The organism is Luteibacter sp. Sphag1AF (genome assembly GCF_014192715.1).
Classification (GTDB): Bacteria; Pseudomonadota; Gammaproteobacteria; order Xanthomonadales; family Rhodanobacteraceae; genus Luteibacter.
On record NZ_JACHYH010000002.1, the window covers coordinates 168,806 to 186,173 of the forward strand.

Below are 17,368 nucleotides of genomic sequence, written 5' to 3' on the forward strand. Positions count from 1 at the left end.
CGGAATGTAAGACCCCAGCATGCCGAGCCAAATGTGTGCGCTGCGCCAAAGCCGACGCCGGACGGCCACACTGGTGATGCATCCACAGTGACGCAGCAAGATGTTGCCGCAATGTGAACGGCCCTCATTGCCGCGTGGGAACGGGCTTTCTTGCGACGGGGTGTTGCGGGAACCACAAGCATCCCGCCCCGCAGGAATCGCGAATAGTTACGGAATGGCGCGCATCTCGGCGGCGATGGCCTGCTCGTCGTCCCCAGGACGCTCCGCCAGCAACGCGGCGGCGCCCAGACGATCCTCCGCCGTGCGGTTCTGACTGACCTTCCACTTGCCTTCCACGCGATCCAGCGGAATGCGCAGCCCCACGATGGCGCGCACCATGCGCTGGATATAGTCGCCCGGTGCATCGTCCACCGACCAGGGACGTGGCTGGGTCTGGCCTTCGTGCTTCGCGGTCAGCCTGCGCAACAGAATCAGCAAAGTGTCCGCATCGTCAAATGCGTGCGGACGTCCATACGCGTGCACGGCGACGTAGTTCCACGTGGGCACTTCCTTGCCATGTGCTGCCTTGCCCGGATAGCCATTCGGCGAGATGTACGCATGCGGGCCAGAAAACATGACCAGCGCGTCGCCCTCCGGTGGCTTTGCGTGTGTATTGGCGCGTGCCACATGACCGTACAGCGTACCCAGCGGCCCCTCGTCGCGAACAAGGATCATCGGCAGGTGTGTGGCTTCCAGTCCCGATGCGCCATGCGTCACCAACGCGGCAAAGCCGATACGCTCGATGGCATCGTGAAGAACGGGAAGACGGGTTTCGGCAAAGGCGCTGGGCGTGTACATCGTCACATTCTAGGCGCGATGGTGCGCCAGTCGGTAGCCGCCACGTCACCCATGTGACGCGCCTGGGTGTTCGCCCACTCTCAAACAATTCCGATGATTTTTTCGGAATAATCGGATAGTTCTGCCTTTCGTGAATCGGGATGCTTCCTGCGTCGCCGAATCCTCGGCGGCCGGGTGTCGAAACCCGCACAGTTCAGAGGTACGCAGGCGGCTCGCCTCCTGCGTTACTTTCACTCGCCCTTACGGCGGGCGTGTCGGGCAGGCTTCGTGCCTGGCCGGGTGATGCCTTTGAACTGCCGGTTTTCGACCCCGACACGTCCGCCACCTTGCTGCGGCAAGGTGCGGACCTTCGAGGTAAAGGAACCGCCATGCGCCCGACCGATCAAACCGTGCCCTGCCCTACCTGCAACACGGGAATGTCCATCACCAGCCACCGGCTGCATGAGGATCTGTTCCTGCGACTGGGTGATGCCACAGCCCTCAATGACCTGATGTCATACACGACCGAAGCCGATGTGAGTCCGGCGACGTTGCAGCGCATGCACAACCTCAGCAAGCGACTGTTGAGCGATTCGCTGCCGGCAATCACGGCGATCTGGCTCACTCAGGCGGATCTTATTCCGCCTGAGGCGCTGGAGATTCTGAAGGCCGGGCCGTTCGGCCCGACTGATTCGCGAGCAAGCTCACTTCCACAACACAAGCCCGAAAGCGCCACCTGAAGCAGCCCTGGGCGAGCGGGCCTGCTCGCGAAGGGGGCTAATGATGGCCCGCTCCTGAGGGATCGCTCAGAAGCTCACTTCCACATGGAGAGTCTGGCTTACTGGCCGAACTTGATTTCTTCGCCTTCGTGGCCACGGTCCCAGCCGCGCAGTTCGTCGCGGATATGGGCGATGCGCTGGCGACCGAGCGCATTGCGTTCTTCGTCAAGCACGAGGCCGTCGAGCAACTCGGCGAGGCGTTGTGCCGTGGGCAGCATCGCGTCCCACGCATCCAGCGCAGGCGCAGGGCCCGGCAGGGCCATGAAGAAACTGAGACCCGGGGTCTGCATGGTGGCCACGCGGGACATATCGAAGTTGCCGGGTTTGACGAGGTTGGCCACGCTGAAGATGGGCCCCAGTTCCGGACGGCCATCCACCAGGCGGTGATAGATTCCCATGTCGCCGAACTCAAGGCCGGCCTTCTCGGCAGCGACCACGAGGTCGGAGCCATTGAAGCGCGCACCTTCACGGGCAACGACGTACAGGCTGACGATGCGCTCCACCGGAGCGGTGGACGGACGACGGCCAAGGTCGGAGCGCGGAGGCACTTTCGGCGGCGGCGCGGGTGCAGGCGCCGGAGCAGGCGTGGGAGCCGGTGCCGGAATCGGTGCAGGCGCCGGCACGTGAGCCGCCGGGGCATGAATGGTCAGGTCGTCGATATCGCCTTCGTCCGTGGCGCTGATCGAATAATCGGGCGAGAAGCCCGGCTCGATGCGCTCGGCACGCGCGGGTGCCGGTGCATGAGCGGGCTCGCAGCCACGTGCGCCACGCTCGTCGGCCAGGGCCGCGCCCAGACGCTCCAGTTCAGCGCGCAGATCGACGTCAAGCTCGCCCTGCTTCGGCGATGTGTTGAACAGCGGGTCGCGCGGGTCGTCCAGATAGGGCTCATCGCCTTCATCGCCCATCTTAGGCTCGCGGCGCTCTGCGGGACCGGTGGGCGGCATAACTTTGCGGCGGCCCTGTTGTTCCTTGCGCGGCTGGCCAAACAGCCAGATCAGCACCAGCACGATAATGCCGACAACCAGCATGGGGATGCCGACAGCGGGGTTCCAGGCAAACGCCATTACGGGAGTCATAGTCATTCCTTGTATATAGAGCTTACGCCGCGCCCACGAGCTTGGACGCCTCGGCCAGATCCACCTGGACAAGGCGGGACACGCCCGGTTCGCGCATCGTAACGCCGCACAGCTGATGCGCGGCTTCCATCGTCGCCTTGTTATGGCTGACGAAGATGAACTGAACCTTTTCACTCATCTCTCGCACCATGGCGGAGAAGCGGCCCACGTTGGCTTCATCCAGCGGTGCGTCCACCTCGTCCAGCAGGCAGAACGGCGCGGGATTGAGACCAAAAATGGCAAACACCAGCGACACGGCGGTAAGCGCCTTCTCGCCACCGGACAGCAGCGTGATGTTGCTGACGCGCTTGCCGGGCGGTCGGGCCATGATCGCCACACCGGTATCGAGCAGGTCTTCGCCGGTCAGTTCGAGGTAGGCGTGACCGCCGCCAAACAGGCGCGGGAAGAGCTCCTGCACACCTGCATTGACGCGGTCGAAGGTTTCCTTGAAGCGCTGGCGGGTTTCGCGATCAATCTTCTTGATCGCGCCCTCCAGGGTTTCCAGTGCGCTGCCCAGATCGGCCAGCTGCGCATCGAGGTAATCCTTGCGCTGCGACTGCTCGGCGTGTTCCTGGATGGCGGCCAGGTTGACCGGTTCCAGGCGCACGATTTTCTGCGCCAGATCGGTCAACTGCTGCTGCCAGCGATCCGGCTCGGCATCTTCGGCAAGCTCGGCCAGCAGCGTGTCCAGTTCGAGGCCGGAGGCCACGATGGCATCGGCCAACTGTTGCGCGCGAAGCTGCAATGCCTGCGCAGCGAGACGTTTCTCGCCCACGCTTTCACGGACCTGATTGAGCGCGTGCTCGATGCGCTGACGTTCCTGTTCCAGTCGGCGGAACTCGGCGTCGCAATCTTCCAGCGCCCGGCGCGCTTCAACCAGCTGCCTGTCGACCAGCAGGCGCTGGTCGAGGTAGGTCTGGCGTTCCGCTTCCAGTTCCGCGATGGGATCGCTGCCGGCTTCGAGCTGCGCTTCAATATCGGTGCGGCGCGCGATGATCTGGCGCAACTGGGCGTCCATGCGCGCCAAAGCCTGCTCCAGCGAGGCCAGCGCGGAACGCTTCGATTCCATGCCCAGCGCCAGCTGATGCGACTGCTCTGCCGCTTCACGGGCGTTGATGCGTGCTTCTTCGCGGGCTTCCAGCAGTTCGCGGCGCTCGTTTTCCAGCGCGCGACGCTCGTCTTCCATGTCGCCCATGTTGCCCACGGACTCATCCAGACGCGCGCGCGATTCCCGCGTGGTGCCGTCCAGTTCGTCCAGTTGTTCGACCAGCACGGCGATTTCACCGGAGACTTTCTCCGAGCGCGCACGCGCCGTTTCCATCTTGCCACGATGGCTCTGCAACTGACCGGCCAGCTCGGACAGGCGGCGGTGTGCTGCGTAAAGCTCGCGCTGCGCGTCGTCGCGCTGGCGCTCGGTTTCAAATTTGCGCGTGCGCAGCGTTTCGAGCTGTTCGGTCCACTCTTCCGTGCTGCCTTCCAGCGATTCGATCTGGTCAGCCAGCTGGCGGATCTCGCGCTCACGCGCCAGCACACCTACCTGGTTGCCTTGCGCACGCAGGATGCGCGCCCAATGCGGACCCATCCATGCGCCGTCGCGCGTGATGATGGATTGATGTGGCGCCAGCGACTCCACGCGTGCGCGGGCCTGCTCCACCGAATCGGCGACAAACACCTGCGACAGCAGTGACACGGCGGCGACCGGGCCACGCACATGCGCGGCCAGCGTGCCTTCGGGACCGGGGCCCGCCTGCTCGCGTGCGAACAACGCAACGTCGGCATCGCCCAGATCAGCGAATTCACCGGACAACGCGATGGGCGAGTCGACCAGCACGCCATCGAGAACGCCAGCCAGCACGGTTTCCACGGCAGATTCGTAGCCGCCGTCCACTTGCAGCGTTTCGCCAAGGCGACGCGATTTATCCAGACCCAGCCGGGCAAGCCAGCCGCTGGCGGCCGTTTCTTCCTGCCCCAGTGCCGCGTGCTGCAAGGCTTCCAGCGAGGCCTGGCGGCCGCGCGCGGTCTGCAACTGCTGGCGGGCCTCGTTGAGTGACGACTGCACTTGACGCTCTTCGTCCAGCACGCGCTCATGAGCGACCTTGTGCTGGTCCAGCAGCGAGCCAAGCGATTCGACGCGCTCGCGCTGGGTGTCATGTTCGATGTCCAGCGACTCGGCGGCCGCTTCCAGCGACGTGAGGTCGGTAGCTTTCTGTTCGGCTTCCAGTGCTTCGCGGCGCTTGGACAAATCCACCGACTGACGGTCGAGGTAAGCGAGCTTGGTGCGCTCCACTTCCGCCGCACGCGCCGCCTCACCCGCCGAACGGGTATGGGTGTCCCAGCGCGACTGCCAGTCGGCCAGACGGGCTTCCGTCACCCGCTGGGTGTCGCTGGTTTCGTCCTGAATCTGCTGCAGCGCTTCGAGTTTGGGCTCGCCTTCGGCAAGCGCCATGCGCAGCGTTTCGATCTGTTCGTGGTCGGCGCTGATATGACCTTGAAGTTCGTCGTGCTCGCGCGCTGCTTCAGCCAGCGAACGGGTAAGACGTTCGTTGAGGTCGCGGCTGTGGCGCACCTGCTGCTCAACGCGCGCGATTTCCGAGCCAACCTTGTAGACCTCGGCCTGAACCAGATTCAGATGCTCGCTGGCGCCTTGATGACGATCACGCACGCTTTCCAGCTGCGCTTCCACCTGGCGCTGCTCGGCGATGCGCTTTTCGATGTCCAGCTCGGCCTGACGCAGACCGTCGCCCTCGCCTTCGTGGCGACGATGCAGCGTGCGGTATTCCAGCGCGCGCAACTCGGCCTCACGGCGGGTCTGTTCTTCCTTCAGCGCTTTCCAGCGCTCGGCCGCGCGGGCCTGGCGGTTCAGGTGGTCCAGCTGCTTGTCCACTTCGTCGCGCACGTCACGCACGCGGTCGAGGTTTTCGCGGGTGGCCTTGATGCGGCTCTCGGTTTCTTTCCGGCGTTCTTTGTACTTGGAGATGCCGGCGGCTTCTTCCAGGTGGGTGCGCAGGTCTTCCGGAGCAGCCTCGATAATCTGGCTGATCATGCCCTGTTCGATGATCGAATAGCTGCGCGGGCCCAGGCCCGTGCCAAGGAACAGGTCCGTGATGTCGCGGCGACGGCAGCGTGCGCCATTCAAGTAATACGAGGACTGACCATCGCGGCTGACCAGACGCTTCACCGAGATTTCGGCGTAGGTGGCGTATTCGCCCTGGATGGTGCCGTCGCTGTTGTCGAAGATGAGTTCGACCGTGGCCTGGCCCACCGGCTTGCGCGCGCTGGAGCCTGAGAAGATCACGTCAGTCAGCGAGTCGCCGCGCAGACGGCTGGCGGCGCTCTCGCCCATCACCCAGCGAATGGCATCGATGATGTTGGACTTGCCGCAGCCGTTCGGGCCGACAACGCCGGTCATATTGGTAGGCAGATGCAGCGTGGTGGGGTCAACGAACGACTTGAAACCCGCCAGCTTGATCGTGGTCAGACGCATGAATTCTTCCGGTGGGACAGCCCGTTTCCCCTAAGGAACGGACGAATCGGTCACTCTGCCAAAGGGGCCGACCGGGCGCAATCGGGCGAGTATACGCGAGCGGAGGTTAGCTTTCCCCCGCATCCCTTTGGATTTCCGGCATTTATTCGCCGGGAGCCTTGGCCTCGATGGCCAGCGCGTGAATCTGATCCGGCATCATGGACGCCAGCGCCCCATAAACGAGCCGGTGCCGGCCGATGGCCGACTGCCCCGTGAAGGCCGGGCTGACGATGCGGACAAGAAAGTGCCCCTTGCCTTCCCCGCCATGCCCCAGGTGCTTGTAGCCCTCGTCGACCACTTCCAGCGAATCCGGGTCAAGCGCACCGGCCAGCAGGTTGTAGATCTGATCGACCTTTTCAGCGGTCATGGCAGCGTCTGGCGGAACGGGCGCACCGACACGTCTTTATAGACGCCCGCAGCCTTGAACGGGTCGGCGTCGGCCCAGGCGGTGGCGGTGGCTAGGTCGGCGAATTCGGCCACGATCAGGCTGCCAGTGAAGCCGGCTTGTCCCGGATCGTTGGAGTCGATGGCCGGAAACGGGCCGGCAAGCACCAGACGACCTTCGGCCTGAAGAGCTTTCAGGCGATCCAGATGAGCCGGACGATGGGCCATGCGGCCTTCCAGCGAATTGGGATGATCGAGTGCGGTGATGGCATACAGCATAGGGATGCTCTCCGTGGGATGAGGAAGGCGCCGCGTGGGCGTCGCCGGTCAGTCGATGGCGTGAAACAGACCTTCGGCCGGGTCAGTGGCGTCGGTTTGCAGGCGACCGCTTGCGCTGTCCACCTGGAAGCTGAAGACGCGCGGCGACACGCCCGGATCGCCACCGCAGGTGTCGTCGTGCCGTTCGTGCACGTCCACGATGAAGCCGGTGCCCGCCGAGTACGGGATATAGCTCAGGCACTCGGGCTTCAATGTGGTCAGGTGGTTCTTTTCGATCGAGGCTTCGACCCGCTGGACCGCTGCCTTTTCATCAGCCACGACCGGAATGGGCGCCGCCTCGGCATCGGCCGCCACAGCCGGAACATTCGCAGGCGCCGTGGCCGCCGCAGCGGCCGGAGGAACCGCCGGCGTTTCCGCCGCCTTGTCGTTCTCGTCGTGCGAGCAGGCTGCCCCGCTCGCCACGAGCAACCCTGCCGCGACCCACTTCAGGACGCTACGGGCCATGAGCCTCAGGCCTCCGGGCGCATGTAGGGGAACAGCAGCACGTCACGGATGGACGAGGCGCCGGTCAGCAACATCACCAGACGATCCATACCGATGCCCAGACCGCCCGTGGGCGGCAGGCCCACTTCCAGCGCGCGGATGTAATCGGCGTCGAAGTGCATGGCCTCATCGTCACCGGCGTCCTTCGCGTCCACCTGAGCCTGGAAACGTGCGGCCTGGTCTTCGGAGTCGTTCAACTCCGAGAAGCCGTTGGCAATTTCCTTGCCGTTGATGAACAGCTCGAAGCGGTCGGTGATGCCCTTGTTGGTGTCGCTTTCGCGCGCCAGCGGCGAGACTTCCACCGGATGGTCGGTAATGAAGGTGGGCTGCACCAGCGTGTGCTCGACGGTGGCCTCGAAGATTTCGAGAAGGATCTTGCCCCAGCCAAAACCGGGCTTCACGTGAATGCCAAGACGCTTCGCGTGCGCGGCCATCTTCTCGCGATCGCGCAGGTCCGATGCCTGAATCCCGGGATTGAGTTCAAGCACCGCATCTTCCATGCGCCAGCGGCGGAACGCCGGAGCCACGTCGATGCTGGCACCGTCCCACTCAAGCGTGGTCTTGCGGACCACATCCTGCGCCAGGGCACGGATCAGGCCTTCGGTGATATCCATGATGTCGTGATACGTGGCGTACGCCTGGTACAACTCAAGCATGGTGAACTCGGGATTGTGCCGGGTGGACACGCCCTCGTTGCGGAAATTGCGGTTGATTTCGTACACACGGTCGAAGCCGCCCACCACCAGGCGCTTGAGGTAAAGCTCCGGCGCCACACGCAGGTACAACGCCATGTCCAGCGCGTTGTGGTGAGTGACGAACGGGCGCGCCGTAGCGCCGCCGGGGATGACGTGCATCATCGGCGTTTCCACTTCCATGAAGCGACGCGGCGATTCTTCCAGCCAGCGACGCGTATGGCCGATGATCTGCGAACGCAGCGCGAAGGTGCGGCGCGCTTCCTCGGTCACGATGAGGTCAACGTAGCGCTGGCGATAGCGCTGCTCCACGTCGGCCAGACCGTGATGCTTGTCGGGCAGCGGACGCAGCGACTTGGTGAGCAGGCGCAGGCTGTCTACCTTGATCGAAAGCTCGCCGGTCTTGGTGCGCATCAGCACACCGGTGGCACCGATGATGTCGCCAAGGTCCCAACGCTTGAAGGTGTTGTAAGTCTCTTCACCCAGCGTGCCCTGATGGACGAAAAGCTGGATGCGGCCGGTACCGTCCTGCATCTGCACGAAGCTGACCTTGCCCTGCCCGCGCATCAGGATGATGCGGCCGGCTACGGCGACGCGACGCGGTGTGGCCTCGATGGCCTCGGCGGTGAAGGTTTCCGCATCCTCGAACTCTTTCTGCAGGTCGCCCGCGAAGCTGTCGACCCGGAAATCGTTAGGGTACGCGATGCCCGACTGGCGCAGCGCCTTGAGCTTTTCGCGGCGTTCGGCAATCAGCTTGTTCTCGTCGGCGACCGGCGCGGTCGGCGTCTGGGTAGCGTTGTCAGTCATGGGAAGCTCTTCGCGTTGAATGGAGGGGATGGGGTTCTGCCGGTAAAACGTGCGAGGGACGCGTGGGCAGGGATGCCTTCCGTGGCACCCCTTTTATTACGCGTCCAGACGTTTGGAACCCGCTTCCAGGCCGGACTTCAGGCTGGCTTCCACGAAGCCGTCGAGGTCGCCGTCGAGCACCTTCTGGGTGTCGGTGCGCTCGATGCCGGTGCGCAGATCCTTGATGCGCGACTGGTCGAGCACGTAGTTGCGAATCTGGCTGCCCCAGCCGATATCCGACTTGGTGGCTTCCAGCGCATCCTTTTCGGCGTTGCGCTTCTGCACTTCCAGCTCGTACAACTTCGCCTTCAGCATCTTCATGGCGCGGTCGCGGTTGGCGTGCTGGCTGCGCTCGGTCTGGCAGGCCACCACCGTGTTGGTAGGCACGTGGGTGATACGTACCGCCGACTCGGTTTTATTGACGTGCTGACCACCGGCACCCGACGAGCGGTACACGTCGGTTTTCAGATCGGCCGGATTGATGTCGATTTCGATGTCGTCATCCACTTCCGGCGACACGAACACCGAGGTGAAGCTGGTGTGGCGGCGGTTGTCCGAATCGAACGGGCTCTTGCGCACCAGACGGTGCACGCCGATTTCCGTTTTCAGCCAGCCGTAGGCGTAGTCGCCTTCCACGCGGAACGTGGCGGACTTGATGCCCGCCACTTCGCCCGCGCTGACTTCCATCATCTCGACCTTCCAGCCTCGCGACTCGGCCCAGCGCAAGTACATGCGCAGAAGCATTTCGGCCCAGTCCTGGGCTTCGGTGCCGCCCGCGCCAGCCTGCACATCGACGAATGCCGAGGCCGAATCCAGCTCGCCGGAGAACATGCGCTGGAATTCCAGCTTGCTGACCTGCGCGTCTACCTTGCTGAGGTCCTCGAGGATGGCGTTGATCGTGTCCTCGTCGCCATCGCTGGCGGCCATGTCGAGCAGGTCTTTCGCGTCGTCCAGGCTGGCCGACATGGTGTCGATGCCGATGACGATCTGTTCAAGACGGGCGCGCTCGCGACCCAGTTCCTGGGCGCGGGTGGGGTTGTCCCACACGGTGGGGCTTTCCAGCTCGCGACTTACTTCTTCCAGCCGTTCTTTCTTGACAGCGTGGTCAAAGATACCCCCTAAGCGACTCGACCCGGCCCCGAAGGTCCGAAATCTGCGCAAGGATCGGATTGATCTCGATCATTGTGTTTACCCGAAGTGTGCGGCGCGGGAGGCGCCTGCAAAGACCAGGAATCTTAGCAAAACCCCTCCCTTGCCGCATCGCCGCATGGCGTCAGCCAGCCAGCGCCTCCCGGTGTACGCCCCGGACGGCACGTCCGGAAGGGTCGGCGGCGGTGGCGAAGGCCGGATCCCAGGCCAGCGCTGCCGGAGATGAGCAGGCAATGGACTTCCCGCCCGGCACCGTGGCCGCACAGGCTTCACCCGGGAAATGCCTCTCAAAGAGCGCGCGGTACAGGTAGGCCTCCTTGCTGGCCGGGGTGTTGTGCGGGAAGCGGCTGGCGGCGGCGGCGAACTCACGGTCGCTGACGGTTGCCTCCGCATGCGCTTTCAGGCCGTCGATCCAGCCGTAGCCCACGCCATCGCTGAACTGCTCTTTTTGCCGCCAGAGGATTTCGTCCGGCAGCAGGCCCTCGAAAGCCTCGCGCAGAATGCCCTTCTCGATACCCTTGCGGCTGACCATCTTCGCCTGCGCGTCGAACGACATCGCCACGTCGAGGAACACGGTGTCGAGGAACGGCACCCGCGCTTCCACGCCCCAGGCGGCCATCGACTTGTTGGCACGGAGACAGTCGTAGTTGTGCAGGGCGTCCAGCTTGCGCACCGTTTCTTCGTGGAAGGCGCGCGCCGAGGGCGCCTTGTGGAAATACAGGTAACCGCCAAACACTTCGTCGGACCCTTCGCCCGACAGCACCATTTTCACGCCCATGGCCTTGATCCGGCGCGCCAGCAGGAACATCGGCGTGGAGGCTCTGATCGTGGTGACGTCGTAAGTTTCGATGTGCCGGATCACTTCGGGCAACGCGTCCAGTCCTTCCTCGAAGGTGTACCGGAACCCGTGATGCACGGTGCCCAGGGCCTCGGCAGCTACGGCAGCGGCGGCCAGATCAGGCGAGCCTTCCAGACCGATGGCGAAGGAATGCAGGCGAGGCCACCACGCTTCGCCCCGATCATCTTCCTCGATGCGTCGACGCGCGAACCGTGCTGCGATGGCGGCCACCAGCGAGGAATCCAGGCCACCGGACAGAAGCACGCCATACGGCACGTCGGTCATCATCTGGCGATGCACGGCGGCTTCAAACGCTGCGCGAAGTTGCGCCGGTTCGATCTGCTGCCCGGCCGTGGCATCGTATTCGCGCCACGGACGCTGCCAGTAGCGCACAAGTTCACCCTGCGCGCTGTCGTAGTAATGGCCGGGCGGAAACGCCGAGGCGTCGGCGCACACGCCCACCAGCGCCTTCAGTTCCGAGGCCACGCAAAGGCGCCCTGCCCGGTCGTGACCCCAGTACAACGGCACGACGCCCATCGGATCACGCGCGATGAGGAAGCGACGCTTCGCGCTGTCCCACAGGGCGAAGGCAAACATGCCGTTCAACTGGTCCAGAAAGTCCACACCGTGTTCGCGATACAGCGCGTTGATGACTTCGCAGTCAGACGCTGTCGTGAACGGATAGGCGCTGTCACGACGCAGTTCGCGATGGTTGTAGATCTCGCCGTTTACTGCCAGCGCCAGTTCGCCATCGGGCGAGCGCAATGGCTGGGCGCCACTGGCGGGATCAACGATGGCCAGGCGCTCGTGTACAAGGATGGCGCCATCGTCCACATACACGCCGCTCCAGTCCGGACCACGGTGCCGCTGCCGCTGCGACAGCTCCATGGCCTGCACGCGAAGGGCCGCCAGATCGTCATCGGCATGAAGATGGAACATTCCAAAAATCGAACACATGACACGGGGCTCCTGGTTATCGGACGTCAGAAACGCAAAAGGCCCGCCTTGGAGGGCGGGCCTTTTGCGTAGGTTTGGTGGATGTCTATCCGCCTAAACGCCGGCCCTCCCGATGTTCCGGGCATTATTATTGGCGTTATTGGCGTTCACGCGCGGCATCGCATTCGCGGGAAGCGAATGGTTGGCACATACGGCAAAGTGAGCGCGGGACATCATGGATCGAATAGATCACGAACGATGTCCTGCGCGCAATAGGCACAGTGCAGGAAATTGTGAAATGCCACCGGCCACGGCAGGCCGTCATGGCGTAGGGTCCGGTGCCTGCAAATGGAGCTTGCAACGTGCACAGCGAAAAACGGGCCATACCATTACGACGCAGCCAGTCGATCACCGACTACCTGTCCCGGCCGTCCGGACAACGACGGCTGGTCATCGGTTGCGGGCGCACGCCCGAACACGTGCACATGGGTTCGGTGGAGGGCATGCCCTGCTCGCTGGGCCAGACGCACGAGCACGACTTCACGGTGGACGTGAACCCGGACGCATCGCCGGATATCACGATGGATATCATGCTCTGGCGCAGCTCCCCTCTTTTCACGCTGGGTACGGGACAGTTCGATCAGGTGACGTTTGAGTATCTTCAGCGAGGACCCAGGCGCCCGTTCAGTGCGACCCACATCGACCTGTGGATCGACGCAGCCCATGCGCTGCTGGCACCGGGTGGCCTGCTGCGGTTTTATTCCGGGCTGCCCGCCTATCTGAATGCGGCCACGCAGGCCATGAACAGGCACGGCTATCGCGTGCAACGCGGGACTATTCCGCCCCAGGGTGTGCCGCATAACCGGCATGGGCACCAGTGGTGTGAAGGCGCGCGCCCGCGCTGAAGCACTCACGTGCCCGCGCTCGACGTTGCCGGAGGCGGGGCCTCTCCACGCTTTCGCATCATGGCCCGCGCGGCGGGAAGCACATCGTCAAACAGATGGCTGAACACGCCAGGCCCCTGTGCGACCGTGGCGGCCAGACGATCCACCGCGCCGGGATCGTAGCCCGCCGGGGTAATCGCATCAGGCGCGGCGGCGACCACGTCCAGTTGCAGGGCCAGTGCCGCGAGATCGGCCCGCAATACACGGCCCCACGCATGCGGTGCCGGACCATCCGCCGAGCGCATGGCGCGAAAGCGCCACGCCAGCGGATCGTCGTCGTTCACTCCGGAGGTTTCCACGGCCACCCCATGAATCAGGCTGGCCAACGGCGAATCCTCACCAGCGAGCAGGTTGAGACGCCGCGCCAGCGCGGAAGGTGACGTCGCGTTGACCACGCGCAAATCCGATAACGCGGCCTGCCAGACGGCAATGTTCTCGCGGTGATGCAGGTCCAGTACCGCCTCGCGGGTTGTCTCCAGCGGCAATCGCGCCCCCATGACCCACGCTTCGTCTTCAAGCGCCTGCTGGGTCGCAGTGGACACGCGGGCCACGAATTCGCGATGACCACTTGCCGAAGCCCAGAGCGGCAGCACCGCGTGCAGGGACACGCCGCTGCGCCTGCGAAGCAGCCCTGCGGCGGCGCCACGTGTCATGGAAGCGATGGATATCGTCCTCCCCCGCGCAGGCATGATCTCCGTGACGGCGCGGCGGTAGATGCGTTCCACGGGCGAGGTCCGGCCCAGTTGCGCGCGCGCAGCCGTCACCAGTTGCATGTCCACACGGCTGTCCGGTGGATGGGTGAATCCTTCCAGATGCCTGTGCGCAGCCGCCTCGGTCAGCCACGGCGACAACGCGGTCATGTCTGGCCCGGCGGCGTGCAGGGCGAGATAGGCACGCAGGGCGGCATGCAGACGATCCGGTGCTTGTGTCGCTGGCGAACTCAGCACGGCGTGGATGCGCCCGGCGACCGCAGGCAGCAGGCGCCCCGCGATCGCATCGTGGTATCGCTCCGCTGCCGTGCCGCGCAAATCACTCACGCGCGCATCCTGCGCATCGGTGTCGGTGTCGGTGGATGCCAGTGCCCGCAATGCGTCGAGGTGGCGCCACGGGCCCTTGTCGGCATCCGCAAGCGTGGCTTCGGCGGACACCACCCGACCGGTCATGCTGTCAAGCGCGCGACTGCCCTGATGGAAACGCACGCAGCCAAAGGCCAGACCCGCCACACCGATCAACACCAGGCTTCCCGCGATGAGTCGTCTTCGCCACATGCGGCTCACGCGACGGCGCAGACCGCGCGCGGCGTCCAGTGCATCATTCAACGACAACGCAGGTCGCGCGGCAACGTCGAAGTGAATGCTCGCAGGCCATAGCCGTCGCGCCCTGCCCTCGCCCGGAAACATCTGCGTGATGCTGGCGGCAAGCACCTGCGCCATGGCGCTCCACGTACGCGGGAAGCGATAGATGTCCCCACACGCTGTCACGTCGGGTGCGCGGTGAAGGCGTGACACCGGGCAGACCACGTCTGCACAGGAGCGTTCCTGCAACACGGTGGCGAGAGCGTGCATGGAAGCCGGAGCAACCGCGACATGGCCAGCAGCGGCGACTCCTGTCGCCATCCAGCGCGTGTAGCCGGGAATGTCATCACACCCGGTCACCAGCACCCGTACCTGAGGACGGCGACCAGCGACATCGACGATATCCCCCAACAGCTCCCGCCAGTGCAGCGCTGCCGCAGCACGTGTGGCCGGCGCGGCAGCGCGCAGGAAGCCCGCGTGCACAACAACCATCACCAGACACGGACGGCGACGTCCCCGCAGCGCGTCGACTACGGCTTCCCAGAGCGTGGTTTCTTCACTCTGGCAAACGTTTCTTGCAACCGTCAGCAGCGCATGACCGTTGACGCGTGACACACGCACGTCCTCCCGCAGCGGCTCCGTGACATCCCCCTCTCCGAGCAGCAGCGCACCGGGCCAGTGACGAAGCTGCGCGCACCAGCTGCGCACGGTTTCCCGAATGGCGTGTCGACGCGCGTCCAGTTCGCTGGTGGCCGTCATGCGGTGGGCGCCTGTGCATCCAGATAAATGTCGACGCGACGGTTGACCGCGCGATCTGCGCTCGTGTCATCCGGGCCGAGGGGACATGCCGCACCCTTGCCGTCCACAAGGACAGTGTGGTCATGCGAGCGAAGTTGCATCAGCTGATGTACCTGCTGCGCACGCCGCAACGACAGTGCACGATTGGCAGCCGGGCCGCCTGCGAGAGGCATGCTGTCGCTGTGTCCCACAATGCGTACCGGCCCAGGCCACTCGTCCAGAAGCCCACCCAGGCGACGCAGGGTATCTGCATGACGGGATGCAACGCGGGCCGATCCGGAAGCGAACAGATCAGGCGCCACCAGACGCAGATGAGGTGCCGGCGAAGCGCGGACGATTTCGAGCATGTCGCCACTGACGGAAGCGGCGATGCGACGGATGAGGTCTTGCGAGGAATCGGCACGCGGCACGGGATCGGCCGGCGGCGGAGACAGGGCAAGAATGCGCTGCTCAAGTGCGCTGGCCCTCCTGTCGAGGTGACGCTGCGTGAAGACGTGCAGACACGCTATGAGCATCACCACGGCCGCACCGGCGAACAGGTATCGGACCCACGGAGGATGACGTCGAGGCTCCGCACGAGGGGGTGGCTCCGCATCCCCGACCAGAAGGTACAGATGATCGCGACGCCGCCGGATTTCTTCCTTGCCCTCGGCGTCGATGCGATAGCGCCCCTCCATGCCAAGTGCGAGACACACGTAGTAAAGCTCGGCAAGAGCGAGGTCAGGAGGATCGCTCCAGCGGCAGGTGTCTATCAGGTCGAAGACGCGCTCACCACCTCCGCGCTCGGCGTGAAAGTGCATGAGCAGACTGCTGGCCGCCCAGCGCCCTGCCCCCCAATCGGTGGAGCCAGCCATTTCGTCCAGCAAAGTGCACAGTGCATAGCTGCCGTGCGCAATGCTATCGGGGGCCACACCGGCCTTTCGCGACGTGGCCTGGAAACGGACGATCGCGGCGAGCATGCCTTTGCGAAGCACGGCGATGTCGGGCGTGGGATGCGATCCCTTGAGGAGTGCCGCGATGTGCAGCGCGTCTGACGCAAATCCGGTCAGCGTCCCGGTGGAAGGCGCCGGGGTTTCGGGCACCCGTTGTGCTCTCACGACTCCCCCCGGATGGCCCACAACGCAAACCGTGGCGCAGGCAGATCCCCTGACACGTGCATGCCTATGCCCGCCGAGCCAGCGAAGCCGACCCATTGCGGATGTCCCCGGTCAAACTCGAAATAGCTGAAGCCGGGATAGGCCGGAAGCTCCGGTGGAACGCCCGGCAATGCCTGCACGGGCAAGCCCGGCAGTTGCAGGTCCACCAGATCGCGCATGCGCTCGGAGGGTCCGACTTTCAACGCTTCCGGCAACGTGCGAAGGAGCCGATCCACCGGCAACGACGAGCTGACGCCGAGCACGAAACGTGCGTTGGCATAGAGCGATGCGTCAGCAACAGGTGCGTGATAAAGACCGAAGGTGCGCTCCTCAATCGGCAATGCAATCACATTGTCCGCCACAGCTACCGCGATGGCGCGGCCAAGCTCGCCCATCAATGGCGCGAAACAGGACGCCAGGCCATCATGCCGATACGGTGGCAGCGATGGCATGCCTCGTCCCCGCTCGAACACAGCCAGTTCGCCACGCAGTGCCACCAGTCCTTCATAGATGCGCTCCGGATGCATCAGCTGTTGTCCCGTGACGTGGGCCAGCCACGCTTCGGCACGTCCCAGCACCTGAGCCAGGAGGAACTGCTGCACTTCGGTGAAGCCTCCCACACCCGGACGGCGCAGCCCTTCATACAGGCCATGCACGCGCTGCCTGAGCTGGGTGAGGAAGGAGTGCAGCATCGTGGCGAGGCGTCCGGACACGCGCCAGCCGAGCACCGGGGGAATGAAATGTGGATCGAGCTGGACCACGCCGGCCTCGTCGCGGCACAGCACGCGCACCACACCCATCCACGTATGTCCCTGCACGGCCTCTCCCGCCGGCATCAGCGACAGGTGCGGCCTGGCCAGTTGTAACGTGGCCGGATCGCCGCCGTGATAGTGGCTGTCTGCCACATCGGCCTCGAATACCGCGAAACGCGCGAGACTGGCCGGCGACGGATCGGCCTGGGTTTCCACCGCACCACGGCGCCTGAGTGGCAACGCAAGCACGATGTCCGTTTCGCGCGCTCCTTCAGGAATGGCGCAGGCCACGCTGGCAATGTCGTCGCGCAGGTCGAACGGCGTACCGTCACGCATCACGCCCGCGCAACGGGTCAGCCGGATGCGGCCGCAGGCGAGCTCGCCCTGGTCAATGTCCAGCTCCGTGAATCCCCAGCCATGCATGCTGGTCGCGCGGATGGTGGCCGCAATCTGCGCAGCCACATGCCTGTCCTGCTGTTGAAAGTGATGTGGCTGGAGAAACATGCCTTCCGACCACACCACCTTTTCGCCTCGTTCAATCAT

At 64.5% G+C, this 17,368-nt stretch carries 14 protein-coding genes; 2 read left to right on the forward strand and 12 right to left on the reverse strand.

The window, feature by feature from the left end:
• Positions 1 to 207 precede the first annotated feature (207 nt).
• Entirely contained in the window at positions 208 to 837 is a 630-nt protein-coding gene (locus FHW69_RS07620; RefSeq protein WP_183422453.1) for an FMN-binding negative transcriptional regulator, read from the reverse strand.
• 368 nt (positions 838 to 1,205) lie between these two features.
• Between FHW69_RS07620 and FHW69_RS07625 the strand changes: the two genes are divergently transcribed.
• Positions 1,206 to 1,556 (forward strand): hypothetical protein, encoded by a 351-nt coding sequence (locus tag FHW69_RS07625; RefSeq protein ID WP_183422454.1) that lies wholly within the window; start codon positions 1,206 to 1,208, stop codon positions 1,554 to 1,556.
• 98 nt (positions 1,557 to 1,654) lie between these two features.
• Here the strand turns inward: FHW69_RS07625 and zipA are convergent, their stop codons facing one another.
• The 8 genes from zipA to asnB form a co-directional block, all read right to left on the reverse strand.
• Positions 1,655 to 2,671 (reverse strand): cell division protein ZipA, encoded by a 1,017-nt coding sequence (gene zipA, locus FHW69_RS07630; protein ID WP_343203995.1) that lies wholly within the window; start codon positions 2,669 to 2,671, stop codon positions 1,655 to 1,657.
• A gap of 22 nt (positions 2,672 to 2,693) precedes the next feature.
• Entirely contained in the window at positions 2,694 to 6,194 is a 3,501-nt protein-coding gene (gene smc / locus FHW69_RS07635) for a chromosome segregation protein SMC (RefSeq protein ID WP_183422456.1), read from the reverse strand.
• Positions 6,195 to 6,336: 142 nt separating this feature from the next.
• Positions 6,337 to 6,600: a BolA family protein gene (locus tag FHW69_RS07640; RefSeq protein WP_183422457.1), complete on the reverse strand. Its 264-nt coding sequence runs from the start codon at positions 6,598 to 6,600 to the stop codon at positions 6,337 to 6,339.
• Positions 6,597 to 6,896 (reverse strand): YciI family protein, encoded by a 300-nt coding sequence (locus tag FHW69_RS07645; RefSeq protein WP_183422458.1) that lies wholly within the window; start codon positions 6,894 to 6,896, stop codon positions 6,597 to 6,599. The genes FHW69_RS07640 and FHW69_RS07645 overlap by 4 nt, the downstream gene beginning before the upstream one ends.
• A 48-nt stretch (positions 6,897 to 6,944) precedes the next feature.
• Positions 6,945 to 7,400: a hypothetical protein gene (locus tag FHW69_RS07650; RefSeq protein ID WP_183422459.1), complete on the reverse strand. Its 456-nt coding sequence runs from the start codon at positions 7,398 to 7,400 to the stop codon at positions 6,945 to 6,947.
• Positions 7,401 to 7,405: 5 nt separating this feature from the next.
• Positions 7,406 to 8,938, reverse strand: a complete 1,533-nt coding sequence (gene lysS, locus FHW69_RS07655) for a lysine--tRNA ligase (RefSeq protein ID WP_183422460.1) — start codon at positions 8,936 to 8,938, stop codon at positions 7,406 to 7,408.
• 96 nt (positions 8,939 to 9,034) lie between these two features.
• A protein-coding gene (prfB, locus tag FHW69_RS07660) for a peptide chain release factor 2 (RefSeq protein WP_183422461.1) occupies positions 9,035 to 10,160 on the reverse strand; the annotation gives its coding sequence in 2 pieces (ribosomal slippage) (positions 9,035 to 10,084 and positions 10,086 to 10,160; 1,125 coding nt in all).
• 90 nt (positions 10,161 to 10,250) lie between these two features.
• On the reverse strand, positions 10,251 to 11,921 hold the full coding sequence (gene asnB, locus FHW69_RS07665; protein WP_183422462.1) for an asparagine synthase B: 1,671 nt from the start codon (positions 11,919 to 11,921) through the stop codon (positions 10,251 to 10,253).
• Positions 11,922 to 12,262: 341 nt separating this feature from the next.
• Between asnB and FHW69_RS07670 the strand changes: the two genes are divergently transcribed.
• Positions 12,263 to 12,805: a hypothetical protein gene (locus tag FHW69_RS07670; RefSeq protein WP_183422463.1), complete on the forward strand. Its 543-nt coding sequence runs from the start codon at positions 12,263 to 12,265 to the stop codon at positions 12,803 to 12,805.
• Between the two features lie 5 nt (positions 12,806 to 12,810).
• Here FHW69_RS07670 and FHW69_RS07675 read toward each other — a convergent pair whose 3' ends face one another.
• Genes FHW69_RS07675 through tssK form a run of 3 tightly spaced genes read right to left on the reverse strand, consistent with a single transcriptional unit; the run spans position 12,811 to position 17,368 of the window.
• Positions 12,811 to 14,898 (reverse strand): ImcF-related family protein, encoded by a 2,088-nt coding sequence (locus tag FHW69_RS07675; RefSeq protein ID WP_183422464.1) that lies wholly within the window; start codon positions 14,896 to 14,898, stop codon positions 12,811 to 12,813.
• Positions 14,895 to 16,034: a type IVB secretion system protein IcmH/DotU gene (gene icmH, locus FHW69_RS07680; RefSeq protein WP_183422465.1), complete on the reverse strand. Its 1,140-nt coding sequence runs from the start codon at positions 16,032 to 16,034 to the stop codon at positions 14,895 to 14,897. Before icmH ends, FHW69_RS07675 begins: the two co-directional genes overlap by 4 nt.
• Positions 16,031 to 17,368: a type VI secretion system baseplate subunit TssK gene (tssK, locus tag FHW69_RS07685; RefSeq protein ID WP_183422466.1), complete on the reverse strand. Its 1,338-nt coding sequence runs from the start codon at positions 17,366 to 17,368 to the stop codon at positions 16,031 to 16,033. Before tssK ends, icmH begins: the two co-directional genes overlap by 4 nt.